The sequence below is a fragment of the Pararhizobium antarcticum genome, assembly GCF_001885585.1.
Classification (GTDB): Bacteria; Pseudomonadota; Alphaproteobacteria; order Rhizobiales; family Rhizobiaceae; genus Pararhizobium; species Pararhizobium antarcticum.
In genome coordinates this window covers 1-18,987 of record NZ_LSRP01000118.1, presented here as the reverse complement: position 1 = coordinate 18,987, position 18,987 = coordinate 1, and the positions used below count along the sequence as shown (strand labels likewise).

General features: G+C 60.4%; 17 protein-coding genes. 7 read left to right on the top strand and 10 right to left on the bottom strand.

The window, feature by feature from the left end; all coding sequences use genetic code 11:
* Positions 1 to 195: 195 nt before the first annotated feature.
* The 9 genes from glmM to tolQ all read right to left on the bottom strand — a co-directional run bounded on the left by glmM (position 196) and on the right by tolQ (position 10,809).
* The gene (gene glmM, locus AX760_RS20675) at positions 196 to 1,548 is read right to left on the bottom strand and encodes a phosphoglucosamine mutase (protein WP_071834894.1); all 1,353 of its coding nucleotides are present in this window, start codon (positions 1,546 to 1,548) and stop codon (positions 196 to 198) included.
* A 248-nt stretch (positions 1,549 to 1,796) separates the two neighbouring features.
* Positions 1,797 to 3,743, bottom strand: a complete 1,947-nt coding sequence (gene ftsH / locus AX760_RS20670; protein WP_071834893.1) for an ATP-dependent zinc metalloprotease FtsH — start codon at positions 3,741 to 3,743, stop codon at positions 1,797 to 1,799.
* A gap of 116 nt (positions 3,744 to 3,859) precedes the next feature.
* Entirely contained in the window at positions 3,860 to 5,266 is a 1,407-nt protein-coding gene (tilS, locus tag AX760_RS20665) for a tRNA lysidine(34) synthetase TilS (RefSeq protein ID WP_071834892.1), read from the bottom strand.
* On the bottom strand, positions 5,256 to 6,245 hold the full coding sequence (ybgF, locus tag AX760_RS20660; protein WP_071834891.1) for a tol-pal system protein YbgF: 990 nt from the start codon (positions 6,243 to 6,245) through the stop codon (positions 5,256 to 5,258). Before ybgF ends, tilS begins: the two co-directional genes overlap by 11 nt.
* A gap of 187 nt (positions 6,246 to 6,432) precedes the next feature.
* Positions 6,433 to 6,963: a peptidoglycan-associated lipoprotein Pal gene (gene pal / locus AX760_RS20655; RefSeq protein ID WP_071834890.1), complete on the bottom strand. Its 531-nt coding sequence runs from the start codon at positions 6,961 to 6,963 to the stop codon at positions 6,433 to 6,435.
* A 196-nt stretch (positions 6,964 to 7,159) separates the two neighbouring features.
* Entirely contained in the window at positions 7,160 to 8,464 is a 1,305-nt protein-coding gene (gene tolB / locus AX760_RS20650) for a Tol-Pal system beta propeller repeat protein TolB (protein ID WP_071835065.1), read from the bottom strand.
* Between the two features lie 37 nt (positions 8,465 to 8,501).
* Positions 8,502 to 9,572 carry a hypothetical protein gene (locus AX760_RS20645; RefSeq protein WP_071834889.1) on the bottom strand — a complete coding sequence of 357 codons (1,071 nt, stop codon included), beginning with the start codon at positions 9,570 to 9,572 and terminating at the stop codon, positions 8,502 to 8,504.
* Between the two features lie 10 nt (positions 9,573 to 9,582).
* A complete protein-coding gene (gene tolR, locus AX760_RS20640) occupies positions 9,583 to 10,038 on the bottom strand; it encodes a protein TolR (protein ID WP_071834888.1) in 456 nt (151 codons plus the stop codon).
* A gap of 54 nt (positions 10,039 to 10,092) precedes the next feature.
* Positions 10,093 to 10,809: a protein TolQ gene (tolQ, locus tag AX760_RS20635; RefSeq protein ID WP_071834887.1), complete on the bottom strand. Its 717-nt coding sequence runs from the start codon at positions 10,807 to 10,809 to the stop codon at positions 10,093 to 10,095.
* A 361-nt stretch (positions 10,810 to 11,170) separates the two neighbouring features.
* On the opposite strand from tolQ, the gene AX760_RS20630 reads away from it, so the two are divergent.
* The 4 genes from AX760_RS20630 (at position 11,171) to ligD (ending at position 15,374) form a co-directional block, all read left to right on the top strand.
* Positions 11,171 to 11,434 (top strand): hypothetical protein, encoded by a 264-nt coding sequence (locus tag AX760_RS20630; RefSeq protein WP_071834886.1) that lies wholly within the window; start codon positions 11,171 to 11,173, stop codon positions 11,432 to 11,434.
* A gap of 141 nt (positions 11,435 to 11,575) precedes the next feature.
* Positions 11,576 to 11,839, top strand: coding sequence for a hypothetical protein (locus AX760_RS20625; RefSeq protein WP_071834885.1), 264 nt, complete (start codon positions 11,576 to 11,578; stop codon positions 11,837 to 11,839).
* Positions 11,840 to 11,859: 20 nt separating this feature from the next.
* Complete coding sequence (ku, locus tag AX760_RS20620) at positions 11,860 to 12,729, top strand: non-homologous end joining protein Ku (protein ID WP_071834884.1); 870 nt, start codon at positions 11,860 to 11,862, stop codon at positions 12,727 to 12,729.
* 8 nt (positions 12,730 to 12,737) lie between these two features.
* Positions 12,738 to 15,374: a DNA ligase D gene (ligD, locus tag AX760_RS20615; RefSeq protein ID WP_071834883.1), complete on the top strand. Its 2,637-nt coding sequence runs from the start codon at positions 12,738 to 12,740 to the stop codon at positions 15,372 to 15,374.
* Here ligD and ybgC read toward each other — a convergent pair.
* Complete coding sequence (ybgC, locus tag AX760_RS20610; protein ID WP_071834882.1) at positions 15,348 to 15,809, bottom strand: tol-pal system-associated acyl-CoA thioesterase; 462 nt, start codon at positions 15,807 to 15,809, stop codon at positions 15,348 to 15,350. The two genes, ligD and ybgC, sit on opposite strands and share 27 nt — an antisense overlap.
* 129 nt (positions 15,810 to 15,938) lie before the next feature.
* Between ybgC and AX760_RS20605 the strand changes: the two genes are divergently transcribed.
* Genes AX760_RS20605 through AX760_RS20595 form a run of 3 tightly spaced genes read left to right on the top strand, consistent with a single transcriptional unit; the run spans position 15,939 to position 18,939 of the window.
* Complete coding sequence (locus tag AX760_RS20605; RefSeq protein ID WP_071834881.1) at positions 15,939 to 17,159, top strand: NAD-dependent epimerase/dehydratase family protein; 1,221 nt, start codon at positions 15,939 to 15,941, stop codon at positions 17,157 to 17,159.
* Positions 17,156 to 18,040, top strand: coding sequence for a glycosyltransferase (locus AX760_RS20600; protein ID WP_071834880.1), 885 nt, complete (start codon positions 17,156 to 17,158; stop codon positions 18,038 to 18,040). Before AX760_RS20605 ends, AX760_RS20600 begins: the two co-directional genes overlap by 4 nt.
* A complete protein-coding gene (locus AX760_RS20595) occupies positions 18,040 to 18,939 on the top strand; it encodes an NAD-dependent epimerase/dehydratase family protein (RefSeq protein ID WP_071834879.1) in 900 nt (299 codons plus the stop codon). The genes AX760_RS20600 and AX760_RS20595 overlap by 1 nt, the downstream gene beginning before the upstream one ends.
* Positions 18,940 to 18,987: the final 48 nt, after the last annotated feature.

Genomic DNA, 18,987 nt, shown 5'->3' with positions numbered 1-18,987 from the left:
TCCAAAATCCGTTTCTCGAAATGGATCATGGACTGGAAAGGTTAAGGCTCGATTAACTACATAAATTTACCGTAGTTGTCAATGAATTTTAGTATTTACATAATTTTCATCAATAAAATATCGTTTTAGACATAAAAAGGACCGGAACGATGTCCGGTCCTGAAGTATTCTGATGCCAACGCAGTATTGTCCCAATCAGGCTGCGCTGCGTGCGCTTCCGATAACCCCGATCAGCTCGTTGACGATCCGCTCGACCTGGGCCCGATCGTCGCCTTCCGCCATGACGCGGATCAGCGGCTCGGTACCGGACGGGCGGATGAGCAAACGGCCGGACTTGGCGAGTTCTGCCTCCGCATCGGCGATCGCCGCGCGAACGACACTGTCTTCCAGCGGCTTGCCCGTGGAGACACGGACATTCTTCAAAATCTGCGGCACCGGCTCGAAACGGTTGCAGACTTCGCTCACCGTGCGGCCCTGCCGCTTGACGCAGGCAAGAATCTGCAGCGCGGCCACCAGGCCATCGCCGGTGGTGCCGAAATCGGAGAGCACGATATGGCCCGACTGCTCGCCACCGACATTGAAATTATTCTGACGCATGTGCTCGACGACGTAGCGATCACCGACCTTGGTGCGGTGCAGATCGAGGCCGCGGCCGGTCAGGTAACGCTCCAGCCCAAGATTGGACATGACGGTGGCAACGATGCCGCCACCTTTCAGCGTGCCTTCCGAGGCCCATTCATCGGCGATCACCGCCATCAGCTGGTCGCCGTCGATGACGCTGCCGTTCTCGTCGACGATCAGCACGCGGTCGGCGTCGCCATCGAGCGCGATACCGATGTCGGCACGGACCTCATGAACTTTTTTCGCCAGCGCTTCCGGATGTGTCGAGCCGCAATCGAGGTTGATGTTGACCCCGTTCGGTTCGTTCCCGATCGTCACCACATCGGCACCGAGTTCCCAGAGCGCCAGGGGGGCAACCTTGTAGGCAGCGCCGTTGGCGCAGTCGATCGCCACCCGCAATCCCTGCAATGTCACATCGCGCGGCAATGTGCGTTTGGCATGTTCGATATAGCGGTAAATGTCGCCATCGACGCGTTTGGCGCGGCCGATCTCATGCGATTTTGCCAGTTGCGCCGTCATGTCCTTATCGAGAAGATCCTCGATCTGGCTCTCCATCTCGTCGGACAGCTTGTAACCGTCAGGTCCGAAGAGCTTGATGCCATTATCGGCAAAAGGGTTGTGCGATGCCGAGATCATAACGCCGATATCGGCGCGCAACGAACGGGTCAGCATGGCAACGCCCGGCGTCGGGATCGGGCCGAGCAGGAAGACATCGAGACCGGCAGCCGTGAAGCCGGCAACCATGGCATTTTCCAGCATATAGCCGGACAGGCGCGTGTCCTTGCCGATTACCACCCGGTGACGATGGTCGCCATTGCGAAAGATGGTACCAACGGCAATGCCAACCCGCATCGCCAGATCCGGCGTCATCGGGAACATGTTGGATTGCCCGCGGATGCCGTCCGTACCGAAATATTTCCGCTTCATGTAAGCTCCGTTCGTGTTGTCACACCGTGGTACGCCGCGGCGTTCCGCTATCGTCATGCCAAGAGCACGGAAGTCGGGTGTGTTGGCGCTCTGTGTGCCATAAATTGCAATAAATGGCACCGTTTCTATCATCAGAAATCATTACATCCGGTTACGAAATGCGGCCAGATCGAGCACCACAGGAACCGGCAAAGAAAAAGCCGCCTGACCTTTCGGCCGGCGGCTTTCAAATCAATCGGACTGATGCGTTATTGAGGCTGGGGCTCGAGGTCGCCATCGGCCTCGTCGCCCTTGTTTCCAAGGGAGCCGTCCTTTTTCGAACCGGCCGACGGCACGGCCGAACCGCGATGCGGCGGGCTATCGTCGCCGAGATCACGCGCTGGCTTTTCGCCGCGGATAAGCGCCTTGATCTCTTCGCCTGTCAGCGTTTCATATTCGAGAAGGCCTTCGGCAATCGCGACAAATTCGCTGTTCATATCAGTGATGATGCGGGTCGCTTCGACATAAGCCTCGTCGATCAGGCGGCGCACCTCGGTGTCGATCTTCTGCGCGGTCGCTTCCGAGACGTTCTTGGACTGCGATACAGAATGGCCGAGGAACACTTCCTGCTGGTTTTCACCATAGGCAACATGACCGAGCACGTCGGAGAAGCCCCACTGCGTCACCATCGCACGCGCCAGCTTGGTCGCCTGCTCGATGTCGGAGGATGCGCCGGAGGTGATGTTTTCCTTGCCGAACGTGATCTCTTCAGCCACGCGGCCGCCCATCATGATAATCAGGCGCGAAACCATCCACTTGTAGCTCATCGAATAGCGGTCGCCTTCGGGGAGCTGCATGACCATGCCGAGCGCACGGCCACGCGGAATGATCGTAGCCTTGTGCAAGGGGTCGGCAAGCGGCACCTTGAGCGCTGTGATCGCATGGCCGGCTTCGTGATAGGCGGTCAACTTCTTTTCGGCTTCGGTCATGGCGGACGAGCGGCGTTCCGCACCCATCATGATCTTGTCCTTGGCGTCTTCGAATTCCTGCATGGTAACGACGCGCTTGTTGCGGCGTGCGGCCATCAGAGCCGATTCGTTGACAAGGTTCATCAGGTCGGCACCGGAGAAACCGGGTGTGCCACGGGCGAGAACCTTGAGATCGACATTCGGTGCCAGCGGCACGTTACGCACATGCACCTTGAGGATGCGTTCGCGGCCGTTGATATCAGGGTTCGGCACCACGACCTGGCGGTCAAAGCGGCCCGGACGCAGCAGCGCCGGGTCAAGAACGTCGGGACGGTTGGTCGCGGCGATCAGGATGATGCCTTCATTGGCTTCGAAGCCATCCATTTCGACGAGCAGCTGGTTGAGCGTCTGTTCGCGCTCGTCATTGCCGCCGCCAAGACCGGCACCACGATGGCGACCGACGGCATCGATTTCGTCGATGAAGATGATGCAGGGGGCATTCTTCTTGGCCTGCTCGAACATGTCACGCACACGGCTTGCGCCGACGCCGACGAACATTTCAACGAAGTCCGAACCGGAAATCGTGAAGAACGGCACGTTGGCTTCACCGGCAACGGAGCGCGCCAGAAGCGTCTTACCGGTACCGGGAGGGCCGACCAGCAGCACGCCGCGGGGAATACGGCCGCCGAGGCGCTGGAATTTCTGGGGATCACGGAGGAATTCAACAATTTCCTCGAGATCCTGCTTGGCTTCGTCGACGCCGGCAACATCGTCAAACGTGACGCGACCATGCGCCTCAGTGAGCAGCTTGGCCTTCGACTTGCCGAAGCCCATCGCGCCACCGCGCCCGCCGCCCTGCATCTGGCGCATGAAGAAGAGCCAGACACCGAGAATCAGAAGCATGGGGAGAAGCGTGCCGACATAGCTCAGGAAGCCGGAGGAACCGTCATTCTCGGGTCGGATTGTAACGGTGACGTTCTTGGCTTCCATGCGCTCGGTCAGCGCCGTGTCCACGGACGGTGCATAGGTCTGGAAGGTCGCGCCGCTCTCGCCATAGGAGCCGATCACCTTGTTGCCGGTGATCACGACTTCCTTGACGCGGCTGCCATCCACATCCTTCAGGAACTGCGAGAACGGAATCTCGCGCGCGCCTGTGCGCTCGGCCGGTTGCTGGAACATGCTGAACAGCGCAATCAACAAGAGCGCTATGATGGCCCAAAGGGCAAAATTACGAAAATTAGGGTTCATCGAACTCCCCGGAACCTCTTGCAGCCTGCAATGATTTGAGGCCGCTTTCTTGCTGCTAACATAGGGTTGCGGGATCGGCTTGCCAAGGCAAACCACGGATCAACCCGTCTTTTCCGTTAAAAGGCGGCACTTTCTGCCAAAACAGATTGAACCGGAAGCTGCTTGTAACAGGCCCGGCCAAACAACGTGGCGCATTGATTGGCGAGTGTCAGGTCAAAACGCGGCAAAAAGGTGTCCCACGGTGAAAGCCAGATCCCAACATTTACAGGGCTTACAGCCTTGGATCCCGGATCGGCGACCAAAACCGCGGGCGCGGCCGCTGCCGCGCGCCGCGCGACGCCATCCGGCACGCCTGCGGCAATGAGTCCCGCCATCGTTTGTGCACCGTCGGAGACAGCAGAGACGAAGATGGGTTGTTTCGCCCGATTTTCGATCCGGAAGCGACCGTCCCATACGCCTTCTTCACCGGGGCACACCTCAAGGATGGGCAGGTTTCGGGCCTCGCGATAGAGATAGAGCCCGGAACGGCGGCGATCAAACACCACACGGCCCGCTGTCAGCCGCCCGAGGGCGCCACTCGCGATGAAGTCGCCCAGGCGCTCCGTCGTCTCGCGACCGGGCAGATAGGCCCGCCCCCCCAGACAGGCCGCCAGAGCGAGAATGCCCCTGATGGAGGCATCCCTGCCAGCGTCCCACACTGGCGCCGGATCGATGCGCGCCACAAGCCCGCCGCAGACCGTCGCATGCTTGCCCAGATAGCCGGCGGCCTGCCCCGCCATGGCTTGCCGGGCTGAGCTTTGCCGGACCAAGGTTCGCCGCTCCAAGGCTTGCCGCTCCAACAGCGCCCCATCCGGCGCCTGCGCCGTGGCGTCAGGATTTTCCGCCAGCGTCCGACGCACCCGAACCCGCTCGAAACGGTCGGCGTCATTGCTGGGATCATCGATCCAACCCTCGCCGCGAGCCAGAAGATAGGCGCGGATCATCGCGCGATCGAGGCCGAGAAAGGGGCGCAGCACCCATGTCCGCTGTTCGAAAAGAACGGCATCCGCCATTCCGGAAAGGCCCGTGCTACCCGTTTCTGAACGGCTGCTGCGCATGGCGATGGTCTCGATCTGGTCATTGCTTGAATGACCGGTGACGACACAAAGCGCGCCGCTCTCATGCGCAACGGCGGATAACAGCCGGTATCGCGCTCCACGGGCTGCCGCCTGCAGGCCGGTGAGTGGCTTTTCCCCGTCCCAACGGCGGGTGATATGGGCAATGCCGAGCCGGGCGCAAAGCTGTGCAACGAGTTGCGCCTCCGCTGCCGATTCGGCGCGAAGGGCATGGTCGATGGTGCACGCGGCGAGTGAAAATCCGGATGCGCTGGTCATCGCCTCGTTCAGGGCGAGGAGAAGCCCCGTCGAATCGCTGCCACCGGAAACGGCGACGAGAACAAGACCGGGCGTATGGAATGTTTCGAGAAATTGACGTGCCGCGTCGAGGACGGCGGCGGGATCGGTCGCAATGACCTCAGCAGGCAAGGCGGCCCTGCTCGCTTGTCACCTTGGCCCGGACGGCATTCGATGCCTTGGGATAGCGCTTGGTCACCTCGCGCAGCGTGGCGCAGGCGGTGTCCTTGTTGTCGAGAGCTGCGAGCGACATGCCGAGCTTCAGCAGCATTTCGGGTGCCTTCGGCGATTTGCTGTAGGCTTGGTGCGCATTCAGGAAAGTCTTCGCCGATTCGTTGAACTTGCCCTGCGAATACTGCGCTTCGCCCATCCAGAAGCTGGCATCTGCTGCCTTTTCGCCATTCGGAAAGACATCGAGATAGTCGCGAAATTCCTTTTCGGCAACGCCATAGTCGCCCGACAAGACATGGCCATAGGCCGATTGATAGAGATCGCCGGGATTATCGAGGGACGCTGTCTGCTGCTGTGTTTCCGGCGTCGCATTGATGCCGCTATCGACGCCCGGAAGCGTCGTGTCCAGCCCTGCTTGCGTGTCGCTGTTGGCAGCGACCGGATTGCCATTCTCATCGAAAACAATCTGGCCCAGCGTCGATGGTGGCGTACCCGCAACGGTGTCCGATCCCAAACCTGCGTTGGGATCGGTTGCAGCGGCCTGGTCACCCGTTGCCGGAGCGGCAGCGGATGCCTGGTCGCTGGTCCTTGGTGTTTCCACTGCGCCGCTCTTGCCGGTGGCGCCCGACTTGCCGCTTTCCAGATCCTGGAAGCGGAATTCGTTGTCCTCCTGGAACTTGCGGATCTGCTCCTGCATCTGCAGAAGCTGGAAACTCATTTCCTCGATACGCCCGTTGAGCGAGCGGATCTGTTCTTCAAGCTGCCCGACACGCCCGGCATCGCTAGCCTGGACTTTTACGAGCGGCGGCCACTGCCCAGTCTGGGCGTCGCCATCGAGTGCGCGGTTCAAAAGCGCGGAAAGCGGCATGGCCATCGCCGGCTGACCCAGACCCGCAAAGGCGGAAAGGCCAATCATTGCTGCCACGACAAGATGTTTCATATCGTCATATCCTGTTCGAAAACCCATGGTCTCATCCGCGGGGCTATGGGTTTGCCGCCCTGCGATGATTGCCGCACACTTTTCCAATTGCCGTCAAAAAGCAACGGAGTTCGGCCAAAGTATGGATAAAAAAGAAATGGCGGCAAAACTGCCGCCATTTCCGATGTCTTTTCTGCAAATGGCGGCATTACATGCCGGCGCCACCCAGCACCGTGACGGCGCGGCGGTTCTGCGACCAGCAGGAAATGTCGTCGCAGACGGCGACCGGCTTTTCCTTGCCGAAGGAGATCGTCCGCAGACGGCTGGCCGGAACGCCCTGCGAAGCAAGGAAGTCCTTGGTGGCTGCAGCGCGACGGGCGCCGAGTGCCAGATTGTATTCGCGGGTGCCGCGTTCGTCGGCATGGCCTTCGACCGTGATCTGGTAGTTCGGATACTTGGCAAGCCACTGGGCCTGGCGAGCGAGCGTCGACTGGGCATCGGCACGGATCGACGAGCTATCGGTATCGAAGAAGATGCGGTCGCCGACATTGACGGTGAAGTCCTGCGTCGAGCCCGGGGTTGCCGCGTTGGCACCGAGACCGAGATCATTGGCATTGTTCGGCAGGTTCTTCTTCGATGCGCAGCCGGCAATGGCAAGCGTCATGAACAAGGCAATCATGACCGGATTGCGAGCGAGGGTATTCATGCGGCCTGCGGCCGGGGTGTGAATGCGGCTCATGGCCGGTCTCCTTGGATGTCAGTAAAATCTGGACAGTTTGTATTCAGGGTTGCCAGACTGTAACCGGAAGCGGTTAACCCGATTTCAACGGGTATGGTTAACAGAAAGACAATTCTACATTTGGAGGCTGGCTAATCAGCACTTTGCGGCGAGAACGCGGCGCCTTCGCCACAATTCCCGCCGCATTGCACAAAGCCTATTCGAGGAGCGGCGACCAGGCCGGGTCGGATGCAAAGCCCTGCGTCGAGACGAGCTGTTCGTTGTATCCGGTCAGATCGATGGAATAGAGCTGCGGTCCGCCGGCGCCAGCATTCTGGCGGAAGAACATCAGCACGCGACCGTTCGGTGCCCAGGTCGGACCTTCATTGTGGAAGCCCGTGGTCAGAATGCGCTCGCCCGAACCGTCCGGCTTCATGACGCCGATCGAGAACTTGCCGCCCGACTGCTTGGTGAAGGCGATCAGATCGCCGCGTGGCGACCAGACCGGCGTCGAGTACGAGCCGTCGCCGAACGAGATGCGGTTCTGCCCGCCGCCGGTGGCGCTCATCACATAGAGCTGCTGCTTGCCGCCGCGGTCGCTTTCGAACACCACCTGGCTGCCATCGGGCGAATAGGAGGGCGAGGTATCGATCGCCGCTGTGTTCGTCAGACGGGTCGTCGTGCGCGAGCGCAGGTCCATCGTGTAGATGTTGGCATTGCCTTCCTGCTGCAGGCTCATGATGACGCGCTGGCCATCCGGCGAGAAGCGCGGCGCAAAAGTCATGCCCGGAAAATTGCCGACGACTTCGCGCTGTCCGGTTTCCAGTTGCAGCAGGTAGACGCGCGGCTGGTTGCCCTCGAAGGACATGTAGGTGATTTCCTGCTTGTTCGGCGAAAAGCGCGGCGTCAGCACGAGATCGGCATTGTTGGTGACGGCACGGGCATTGGCGCCGTCCTGGTCCATGATGGCAAGCTGGCGCTTGCGGGCCGTCTTCGGGCCGCTCTCGGCAACATAGACGATGCGCGTGTCGAAATAGCCCTCCTCACCGGTGATCTGCTTGTAGATCGCGTCAGCGATAATATGGGCAACGCGACGCCAGTTTTCCGGCTGCGTAAAGAACTGCTGACCGGTCATCTGCTGGCCGGCAAAGGAATCCCAGAGGCGGAACTCCGCCTTCAGACGCCCGTCGGCTTCCTGCGTTACCCGGCCGGTGACCAGCGCCTGCGCATTGATGACCTTCCAGTCCTCGAAGCGGGGGGCAGCGTCGGGATTGCTGATCTTCTCGATGAAGGCACCCTTGTCGATCGGTGCGAACAGGCCGGATCGTTTCAGGTCGGCGGCCACGACGTCGGAAATCTTCTGGCCGAGTTCACCCTGCAGAAAGTCGGTGACAGCGATCGGCAGGGGCTCGACATTGCCCTTGTTGATGTTGATTTCGACCAGCGCATGCGCCGGTGCCGCCATCAGGGAAACCATACCCGTGAGGACGATCAGAAAACGGAAGATGTTGCGTTTCAACATTGTTGCAAAGCCTTTCAGCCAATTCATTTTCTTATGTTCAGAGCATGGAGCTAGGATCGAAATTCACGACCACATCGCTCCAGGAATCATATTTGTCCGGCGGCAAGCCCTTGAAGGGAACAGACTTGCGGATGGCACGCGCCGCACCACTTGCAAGCGCCCGCCGGGCAGTTTCCGAACCACCAGTGGCTTCAACCACAGGCTCGCCGACCAGATTGCCGCTTTCATCGAGTTGCATCGTCACCTTGATGCGCACGTCACCCGCGTCGGCCATGCCGGGAATGATCGACCAGTTGTTCTGGATCTGGCCGCGTAGCGCGTCCATCTCGCTCTGCGAGAGCGTGTTGCCGATCGTCGTCTTCTTGGTGCCGAGCGATGCCGTTTCCGTCGAGCGTTTTGCGCCGCCGCCGGAAGGCTCCGTCTTGTTCAGAAGCGCGGCCACTTCGTCGGCGTTGAAATCGCTTTCCTTGGCAGAGGCAGCCTTTTTCGTTTCCTTCTTGGCTTCCTCGTTCTTGCGGTCCGGCGTCTTGGCGGTCTGGGCCTGTGCCTCGACCTTGGGCTTGGCCATCGGCGTCGGGATCTTGTCTGGCAGCGCCTCGGCTTCCGGGTTTTCGGCCGGCTGTTCCTCTGCGGGCGCTTCCTCGGGTTCAGGCTCCGGCTTGACCTCTTCCTTGGGCGTCGGCAGAGCGGCGACTTCCGTCGCTGGCTCGGATGCCGGCTTTTCTTCCGTCTGTTCCTCGATTTCTTCCTTCACCGGATCCGGTGTCGGCAGAGCCTTCTCGGTCTTTTCAGGGGCGGCAGCAGATTCTGTATTGAGGGGCTTCGCGTCCGGCGTGGGCGGCGTCTTCAGATCGACATCGTTGTCACCAGCATTTTCGGCATTCTCCACCCGGTCAGGCCGTTTGGTCGGGGTCGGTGACGATTTTTCGGCCTTGGGTGCTTCCTTGACGCCCTGTTGCGTCTGCGTCAGTTCCTCGATCGGCACCATTTCAACCGGCAAGGCTTCAGAATCCGAAACCTCGAAGGCTTCGGGACTGCCGAGCGACACCAGCGCCCAGGTGAGGACGAGGGCATGCAGAACCGCAGATGTGACGAGACTGGTCTTCATCGCGCGCGCTCTACTGGTCCTTTTTCGGCTGCGTAACGAGGCCGATATTCTTGAAGCCGGCATTCTGGATGCGCGTCATGACGTCGGCGATCACGCCATATGGCGCCGTCGCATCACCGCGAACGAAGATGCGCTCGCTGTAACCGGTCGTGGCAATGGCCTCGAGCTTTGCGACGATTTCCTCGAGCGGGATCGGCGTTTCCTGAAGGAAGACCTCGCCATTGGTCTTGACCGAGAGCGTGATCGGCTGGGTGTCGGCATTGAGCGCCTTGGCCTGGGTTTCCGGCAGGTCGATCGGCACGCCGACCGTCATCATCGGCGCGGCGACCATGAAGATGATCAGGAGAACGAGCATGACGTCGACAAACGGCGTCACATTGATTTCGCTCATGATGGCCTTGCCGCCGCGGCCGCGCCGGCGACGTCCGCCGCCCGAGCCCTTCGATCCGCCCATTGCCATGCCCATGGTCTCTACTCCGTCTTCGCTGGCGTCTGCTGCACGACTACTGCTGTGCTGCCGTTACTGTGCAGCTTGGCGCGGCTGCAGCTTCTCATCGATCTGGCGCGAAAGAATGGCCGAGAATTCATCGGCGAAACCTTCCATGCGAGCCGTCAGCTTGCCGGCATCGGCGGAAAACTTGTTATAGGCGATAACGGCCGGAATAGCGGCGAGCAGGCCAATCGCCGTGGCGAGGAGCGCTTCGGCAATACCGGGGGCGACAACCGCCAGACTGGTCTGTTTTGAACCGGCGATCGCCTGGAACGAGGTCATGATACCGACAACCGTTCCGAACAGTCCGACAAACGGCCCCGCAGAACCGATGGTGGCAAGCGATCCAAGGCGCGCTTCCAGCGTTTCGGCTTCGCGCGACAAGGTCACGTCCATCGCCCGGTCGATGCGCATCTGTAGCCCGATCGGCGAACGGGCACCGCGCTCGAAGCTCTTTTTCCACTCGCGCATGGCGGACACGAAAATTGCACCCATGCCCGATGTCGTGCGATCGGACAATGTCCGGTACAGTTCTTCCAGCGACTGGCCTGACCAGAACACCTGTTCAAAGGCATCGAGCTGGCGGCGAACCTTGCCGAACTTCAGCATCTTGTCGACGACGATGGCCCAGGTCCACACCGAAGCACCAATCAGTCCGAGCATGACAAGCTTCACCACGAAGCCCGCCTGCATGAAAAGCGACCAAAGCGACACGTCGCTCGTTGCTGCCAATCCAACCTGTTCCATCGTTCCTAAGTCCCCGAATCCAAACGCCCGGCAAGAGCGATGTCATGCTCTGCGCCGGGTGGCTCAAACGTCACTGTTACAAGAATTGACCCGGCAGCTGCCGCTGATCGCCCCTAGGCTAATCGTAAAGCTTCCTGCCTGCCTTCTTGCGGCCAATCTTGGTCAAAGGATGACGTGCACTGCACAAAACCCTAATACGGCTATTAAGACATCATTATGGTTAAGAGAGTGTTAGCAAACGCAGCAATCGCACTATGACGAACCCTGTTCCCTTCGAAACACCGCTGTCCCAGACGGCATGGCATTGTCGGGTCACTGGATGAGACGACCTCATCATCAACCCGGATCGAAGGATAACCCCATGCGCACATTCATCATCTCCGCCATCATCGCCACTGTCGCCGCCGTCTCGTTTGCCGCTCCGTCGCAGGCGGGGGGCTATGGCTACAAGAGCCACGGCTATTCCAACAGCTACGGCCACAAATCCTACGGCTACAAGAAGAGCTACGGCCACAAGCACTATTACAAGAAGCACAGCAATTCGGGCTACGCCCACAAGTCCAACAAATATGGCTACGGCAACACGTCTTACGGCCACAGCAGCGGTCACACTTACGGCTACTGAGCCGCCGCTCGATCTTACTACCCTTCCCTCATTGGCCACCCTCAAAACCCGGTCGTGCCCTGCGGCCGGGTTTTGAGCGCGTCATGTTTCTCGGGGCGCCGACGAACTGGAACCTTCGGCTGGTTCCGGCGTTCAGCCTGCATGGGTAAAATCGCACCGAAAAACACGCATGGCGGCAAACAGATCGATCACCGGGATCGGCTGATCCTCGCGCTCTATGCGCAACTGAAGGCCGAGCGCGAGACGCGTGAGGCGCTCGAATGGTCGATCGAAAACGGCGCCTTGTCGGCGGAGGTTCTCCAGGCCATGGCGTCTGACCCGGTTCCTGTGATCACCAGCGATGACACAACCACGCTCGAGCGCATTCTGGCCGGCGAAAACGCTGCCGATACCCGCAAACATTGAACGCAAAACAAGGACGGCCGATGGCATCGCGTGCACTCTGGAAAGGTCAATTGAGGCTTTCGCTGGTCTCCATTCCGGTCGAGCTTTTCAGCGCCACCAAGACCGGCGCCCGTTTTTCCTTCCGCCAGATCCACGAGCCATCCGGCAAGCCGGTCCATTACGACAAGGTGGTCACGGGCATCGGCCCGGTGGACACGGACGATATCGTCAAGGGCTACGAATACGAGGATGGCAAATACGTGCTGCTCGATCCGGATGAGATCGATGCGGTCAAGCTTGAAACCAAGAAGACGCTGGAACTCGTGCAGTTCGTCGATAGCAACGAGATTTCCCCGATCTACTACGACAAGCCCTATTATCTTGTCCCGGCCGACGATCTTGCCGAAGATGCCTACCGCGTGGTTCGCGACGCGCTGCGCAAATCGGGAAAGGTGGGACTGGGGCAGCTGACATTGCGCGGGCGCGAATACATCGCTGCGATCAAGCCATGCGGTGACGGCCTTCTGCTCGAAACGCTCCACTATGCCGACGAGTTGCGCAAGGCCGATCCGATGTTTTCCGGCCTGTCCGGCCAGACGCCGGACAAGGAGCTGCTGGAGGTTGCCACAGCGCTGATCGACCGCAAGACGGCACCGTTCGATGCAACGACTTTCAAGGATAATTATTCCGCCGCCCTGAAAGACCTCGTCCAGAAAAAGCTCAAGGGCAAGAAGAGCAAGGTCGCAGTTGAAGACGATAACGATGACGAAAAGACCAACAAGGACAATGTCATCGATCTCATGTCTGCGCTGAAGAAAAGCCTTGAGAGCAGCGGTGGCAAGACGGCATCGCAAAAGCCCGCGGCAGCCAGGAAGGCCGCCTCCCCGACCCGCAAGAAAAAATCCGCGTGAGGTGATCCATGGCCAAGGTGCTGGACGACCTTTCGGAGTATAATCGCAAACGCGATTTCACCCGCACGGGCGAGCCCAAGGGCGCTGCCGCCGTAGGTAAGGCAGGCAAGGGCAAGGCAGGCAAGCTGTTTCTCGTCCAGAAACACGCCGCCACCCGCCTGCACTTTGATTTCAGGCTCGAGTGGAAGGGCGTCCTCAAAAGCTGGGCCGTGACCCGCGGCCCAAGCATCAATCCCGACGACAAGCGGCTGGCGGTCCGAACCGAGGATCACCCCCTCGCCTATGGCGATTTCGAAGGCACGATCCCGAAAAAGCAGTATGGCGGCGGTACCGTCATGCTCTGGGATACAGGCTGGTGGCAGCCGCTCAACGATCCGGACGAAGGCCTGCGCGAGGGAAAGCTGAAATTCGAAGTCCATGGAAGCCGCATGTCCGGTGGCTGGACGCTGGTCCGGATGAAGCCACGACAGGGCGAAAAACGGGAAAACTGGCTGCTGATCAAGGAACATGACGACGCGGCCAACGAGGATGGCGAGAGCCTGATTTCAAATGAGATCACCAGCGTCAGGACTGGACGTCTGATGGAGGAGATCGCCGCCGGAAAAGGTGAACAGACGGCCCATGTCTGGCAATCCAGCAAGAGTGCTGCGGAAAACGTCAAGGCCGGCGCGGTGGCAGCAGAGCCGCCGCCCGCCACCCGCGCGAAAGGCCACAGCGGACGATCGCCCGCTTTCGTCAAGCCGCAGCTGGCAACACTGGTTTCCGACGCGCCCATAGGCGACGACTGGCTGAACGAGGCAAAATTCGACGGCTACCGGCTGCAGGTTTCCATCGGCAAAGACGGCGTCACCTGCTTCACCCGCAATGGTCTCGATTGGACCGAGAAATTTCCCGACATCGTGAATGCCTTTTCCCAACTCGACTGCGACAGCGCCTTGCTTGATGGCGAGGCCGTGGCGGCATCGCAGGAAGGATCGACGTTTTCGGCTTTGCAGCGTGCCCTGAAAACCGGCGGCCAGACGCGCTTCTATGCCTTCGACCTCCTGCATGTCGATGGCAAGGATCTGCACAAACAGCCCCTGGTCGAGCGTAAGGCGGCCCTGAAGACCCTTCTGGATACGCTTCCGGTCCATCCGACGATCCGCTACAGCGAGCATGTTCGCGGCAATGCCGACAAAGTCTTTGCCGCCATGTGCAAGGCCGGTCAGGAGGGCATCATCGCCAAGCGGGCGGATGCAGCCTACAAGGACGGCCGGACGGGCAGCTGGCTCAAGGTCAAATGCACGCGACGGCAGGAGTTCGTCATCGGTGGTTATTCCCCCTCCGACAAACGCGGCCGCGCCTTCGCGTCGCTGCTCGTCGGTGCCCATGAGAATGGAACATTTGTCTATCAGGGCCGTGTCGGCACTGGCTTTGACGAGGACATGATGGCCGACCTCGCCAGCCGGTTCGGAAAACTGGCGCGCAAGACGTCACCGTTCGAAACGGTTCCCGCTGCCATCGCGCGCAATGCCGTCTGGCTTTCACCGCAACTGGTTGCCGAGGTCAACTTTGCGGAATTCACCGACGACGGCCACATCCGGCACGGTGCCTTCGAGGGACTGCGCGAAGACAAGGAGGCATCGACCGTGACCCCGGAACGCATGGAAACATCGCCTGTTGCTGAAAGATCAGGCAGGGCCCGGCCGACCAGAAAACCCACCAGCCCCAAGCCGACACCGAAAAAGTCCGCGCAAAGGGAAACCGAAGCGGAAGGCGACGTGCTCGGCATCCGGATCTCCAGTGCCGATCGGCTGCTGTTTTCCGACCCTGCGATCAGTAAGATCGATCTGGCCCGGTACTACGGCGTCGTGGCGGACCGCATGCTCCCCTTTGCCGCGCACCATCCGGCCTCCATCCTGCGCTGCCCGCAGGGGCCGGAGCATGCATGTTTTTACCAGAAGCACGCAGGTGACGGTTTCCTCGACGAGATTGCACAGGTCCCCATCAAGGAGTCTGACGGCGAAACGGCCAACTATTTGTATATCGAGGACGCCAAGGGCCTGGTTGCAGCGGTCCAGATGGGCACGATCGAATTCCACATCTGGGGATCGACCGTCGACAGGCTCGACGCTGCGGATCGCCTCGTCTTCGATCTTGATCCCGATCCAAGCGTCTCCTTCGACACTGTGAAGATCGCCGCCCGCGCCGTCCGCGCCCGGCTGTCAGACCTCGGCCTTCAGTCGGTTGCCATGGTCTCGGGCGGCAAGGGCATTCATGTCATCGTGCCCCTGTCGCGCCGCGCAGCGTGGGAGACGGCCAAGGCCTTCGCCCGGGGACTGGCCATCAAGATCTCCGAAAACGACCCGGACAACTACATCGCCACCATGTCGAAGGCGAAGCGCAAGGGCCGGATTTTCATCGACTGGCTGCGCAACGAACGCGGCTCGACTGCCGTTGCCCCCTATTCGGTCCGCGCCCGTACAGGCGGGCCGGTGGCAACCCCGGTCTCATGGGATGAATTGGAGACCCTCGACAGTGCCAACGGCTTTGCGATCCCGGACATCCTCGATCGGCTCGAGACCGACGACCCATGGGCCGAGGCCCGCGATTGGAAACAGGGCCTGACCAAGGCGATGCTAAAGGCTGTTGACGCCGGTTCCTGAGCCGAGGAACCGGGCGGCCAGCGCCTCCGGCAGGCGGCGTGGGCGCCCCTTGGCATTGATCACGGCGATGATCACCCGGGCGGCGATCAACAGCGTTCCGTCGCGGCGGATCTCCTGCTCCAGAACCATCTTCGCACCGCCTGCCTTTTCCGTTGCTGTGTTGACCGTCAGGATATCGTCCATCCGCGCCGGCCCCTTGAAATCGATCTCCATGCGATGGACCACAAAAACCAGCCCTTCCGTATCGCCCTCGATTGCCAGCGTCGCCTGCTCGACGCCAAGAAGGCGCAGGTAATCCGTGCGGCCACGCTCCATGAAATGCAGGTAACGCGCGTGGTAGACGACGCCGGAAAAATCCGTGTCCTCGTAATAGACACGCTGGATCAGCCGGTGTCCGGTATCGGTCAGTTCGCCGGATAGCGCGATCAAGGTCATGCCGGGGCTCCATGCGGTGTTTCTTTTTGCTGTGGCGGAACAAGGGCCGTTTGGCAAGCATTGTCGTCCTGTCACATTCCGGCCGTATCAACTTCCCATGATTTCCCCGGATCAAGAGGAGAACCGCGTATGAAGATTGCTGTCCTTGGCGGTGATGGTTTCGTTGGCTGGCCCACGGCCCTGCATCTGTCCGATGCAGGCCATGACATCCACATTCTCGACAATCTGTCGCGGCGCTGGATCGACACCGAACTCGGTGTCCAGTCTCTGACGCCGATGGACTCGATCCAGGAGCGCACCCGCATCTGGCATGCGGAAACCGGACGGCGCATCCATTTCCACCTGATCGATCTGGCGCGCGACTACGAGCTGCTGAAGAACTGGCTCGCCGAAAACCGCCCGGATGCGATCATCCATTTTGCCGAGCAGCGCGCCGCGCCCTATTCGATGAAGAGCGACCGACACAAGAATTACACCGTCAACAACAACGTCAACGCAACGCACAACCTCTTGAACGCCATGGTCGAGATCGGCCTCGATGCCCATCTCGTGCATTTGGGCACCATGGGCGTTTACGGCTATTCGACGATCGGTGCAGCAATCCCGGAAGGCTACCTCCCGGTCGGCATAGAGACGACAAGCGGCGAGACCGTCAGCCAGGATATTCTCTATCCATCCAATCCCGGCTCGATCTACCACATGACCAAGTGCCTCGATCAACTGCTCTTCCAGTTTTACGCCAAGAACGACAGCCTGCGGATCACCGATCTGCATCAGGGCATCGTCTGGGGTACGCACACCGAGCAGACGCGGCGCCACCCGCAACTGATCAACCGCTTCGACTATGACGGCGATTACGGCACGGTGCTCAACCGTTTCCTGATCCAGGCGGCGATCGGCTATCCCCTGACGGTCCATGGCACCGGCGGCCAGACGCGGGCCTTCATCCACATCCAGGATTCGGTGCGCTGCATCGATCTGGCGCTGAAGAACCCACCCAAGCGCGGCGCCAAGGTCGAGATCTTCAACCAGATGACCGAGACCCACCGGGTGCGCGATCTCGCCGAGATGATCGCCGGCATCAGCGGGTCGGAGATCGTCTGGCTGCCCAACCCGCGCAAGGAAGCGGCCGAAAACGAGCTGGTCGTGCGCAACGAGAAGTTCCGCGCGCTCGGTCTTGATCCGATCACGCTGAAGGACGGTCTGCTGGATGAGATTGTCGACGTCGCTCGGAAATACGCCTATCGTGTCGATCGAAGCCGGGTTCCGGCGGTGTCCGCATGGACCAAGGATATCGCGACAAAGATCAACCACGACCCGGAAGGAAAACGCCTGAAATCGGTGTCATGATCCTGACCAACACGCCTTCCGACGGGCCCTCGTCGAGCACAGTGGCTAGACACGCCTTTGTCACCCTGGTGACGAATGCGGATTACGCGAAAGGTGCGACGGCGCTCGCCCGCTCGCTCCGGCTCACCGGAACCACGGCCGACATCGTCATCCTGCATACCGGCGGCGTATCGGCCGCCGACCTGCGGCCGTTGCAGATGTTCGGATGTCGGTTGATCGAAACGGATCTCCTGCCGCTGTCCGACGCCTTCAACGAGCGGCATGCCCGCCAAAGCGTGCATGCGCGCGCGCCGTTCAGCAAGGGACGCAAGCCTGCATTTCATTCGCTGCTCGACAATTTCTGCAAGCTGAGGCTCTGGCAACTCGTCGAGTATGAGCGCTGCATCTTCATCGATGCCGACGCGCTGGTCTTGAAACCGATCGACCGCTATTTCGACTATCCGGAATTTTGCGCAGCGCCCAATGTCTACGAGAGCCTTGCCGATTTCCATCGCCTGAACTCGGGCGTTTTCGTCGCCAAACCATCGCTTGCCACCTACGAGGCGATGCTTGCGCGTCTCGATGTACCCGACGCCTTCTGGCCGCGCACCGATCAGACCTTTCTGCAGTCCTTTTTCCCGGAATGGCACGGCCTGCCGGTCACCATGAACATGCTGCAGTATGTGTGGTTCACCATGCCGGAACTATGGGATTGGCCGTCGATCAGCATCCTGCATTACCAGTATGAGAAACCATGGGAGAACGATCATCCGAAAGCAGACAGACTGCAGCCGCTGATCGATCTGTGGTACGGTTTCTTCACAGGAGAGACTGTTCCGGCCCTGGCGGAGCTTAGCAATCCAGCGGGATCGAATTCAGAGAAAGCCGATTCAGGGAAATAATGACACGCGTTCTTGTATCCGGAGGGACCGGTATTGTCGGCCGCTTCATCGTCGAGCATCTGCTGGCCAGCGGCTACAAGGTGACCGTGGCGGGGCGCACGCCGCCAGCCGCCGCCCTGTTCTCAAAGCCTGTCGCCTTCGTGCCGCTTTCCCTTGATCCGGACGCGGACCAGATCGAGGCGTTCGACAACATCTACTATTTTGTCCACGCCGCCTTCGACCACCTGCCGGGTCGCTATCGCGGCGGCGAAGGCAACGATCCGCAAGGGTTTCATGCGAGGAACCTGGATGGAACCGTCCGGCTTTTCGAAGCGGCGAAAGATGCCGGCGTGCGCCGGACCTGCTTCCTCTCAAGCCGCGCCGCCTACGGCACGCAACCACCCGGCATGATGCTGACGGAAGATTTGACCTGCAAACCCGATACGCTCTACGGGACCGTCAAGCTCCACGGAGAGCGCTCGCTGCTTTCACTCTGTGGCCATGGCTTCGTCACGGCCAGCCTGCGTGTCACCGGTGTCTACGGGCCTGGCCGGCCGGGACAGCCGCACAAATGGCAGAGCCTGATCGACGACTATCTGGCAGGCACGGTGATACAACCCCGCGTCGGTACCGAGGTCCACGGCGACGATGTCGGCAAAGCGGTCCGGCTGATGCTGGAGACCGATGCCATCCGGATCAGCGGCGAAACCTTCAATGTTTCCGATGTTTTGATCGACAACCGCACGATTCTTGCGCCGCTGCAGCAGCAGACGCACTGTCCGCATCCCCTGCCAGATGCGGCGGACACCTCGGCCTATAATGTCATGAACACCTGCAAGATCGGCGCACTGGGCTGGAAACCAGGTGGACGCGAGAGGCTCATGGAAACCCTTCGCGGCGACAGCCACCTGCTGGCCTGACTGCAGGTCGCTATCGCCTGCCAATCGCCACCTCGAGAACATAAGTAA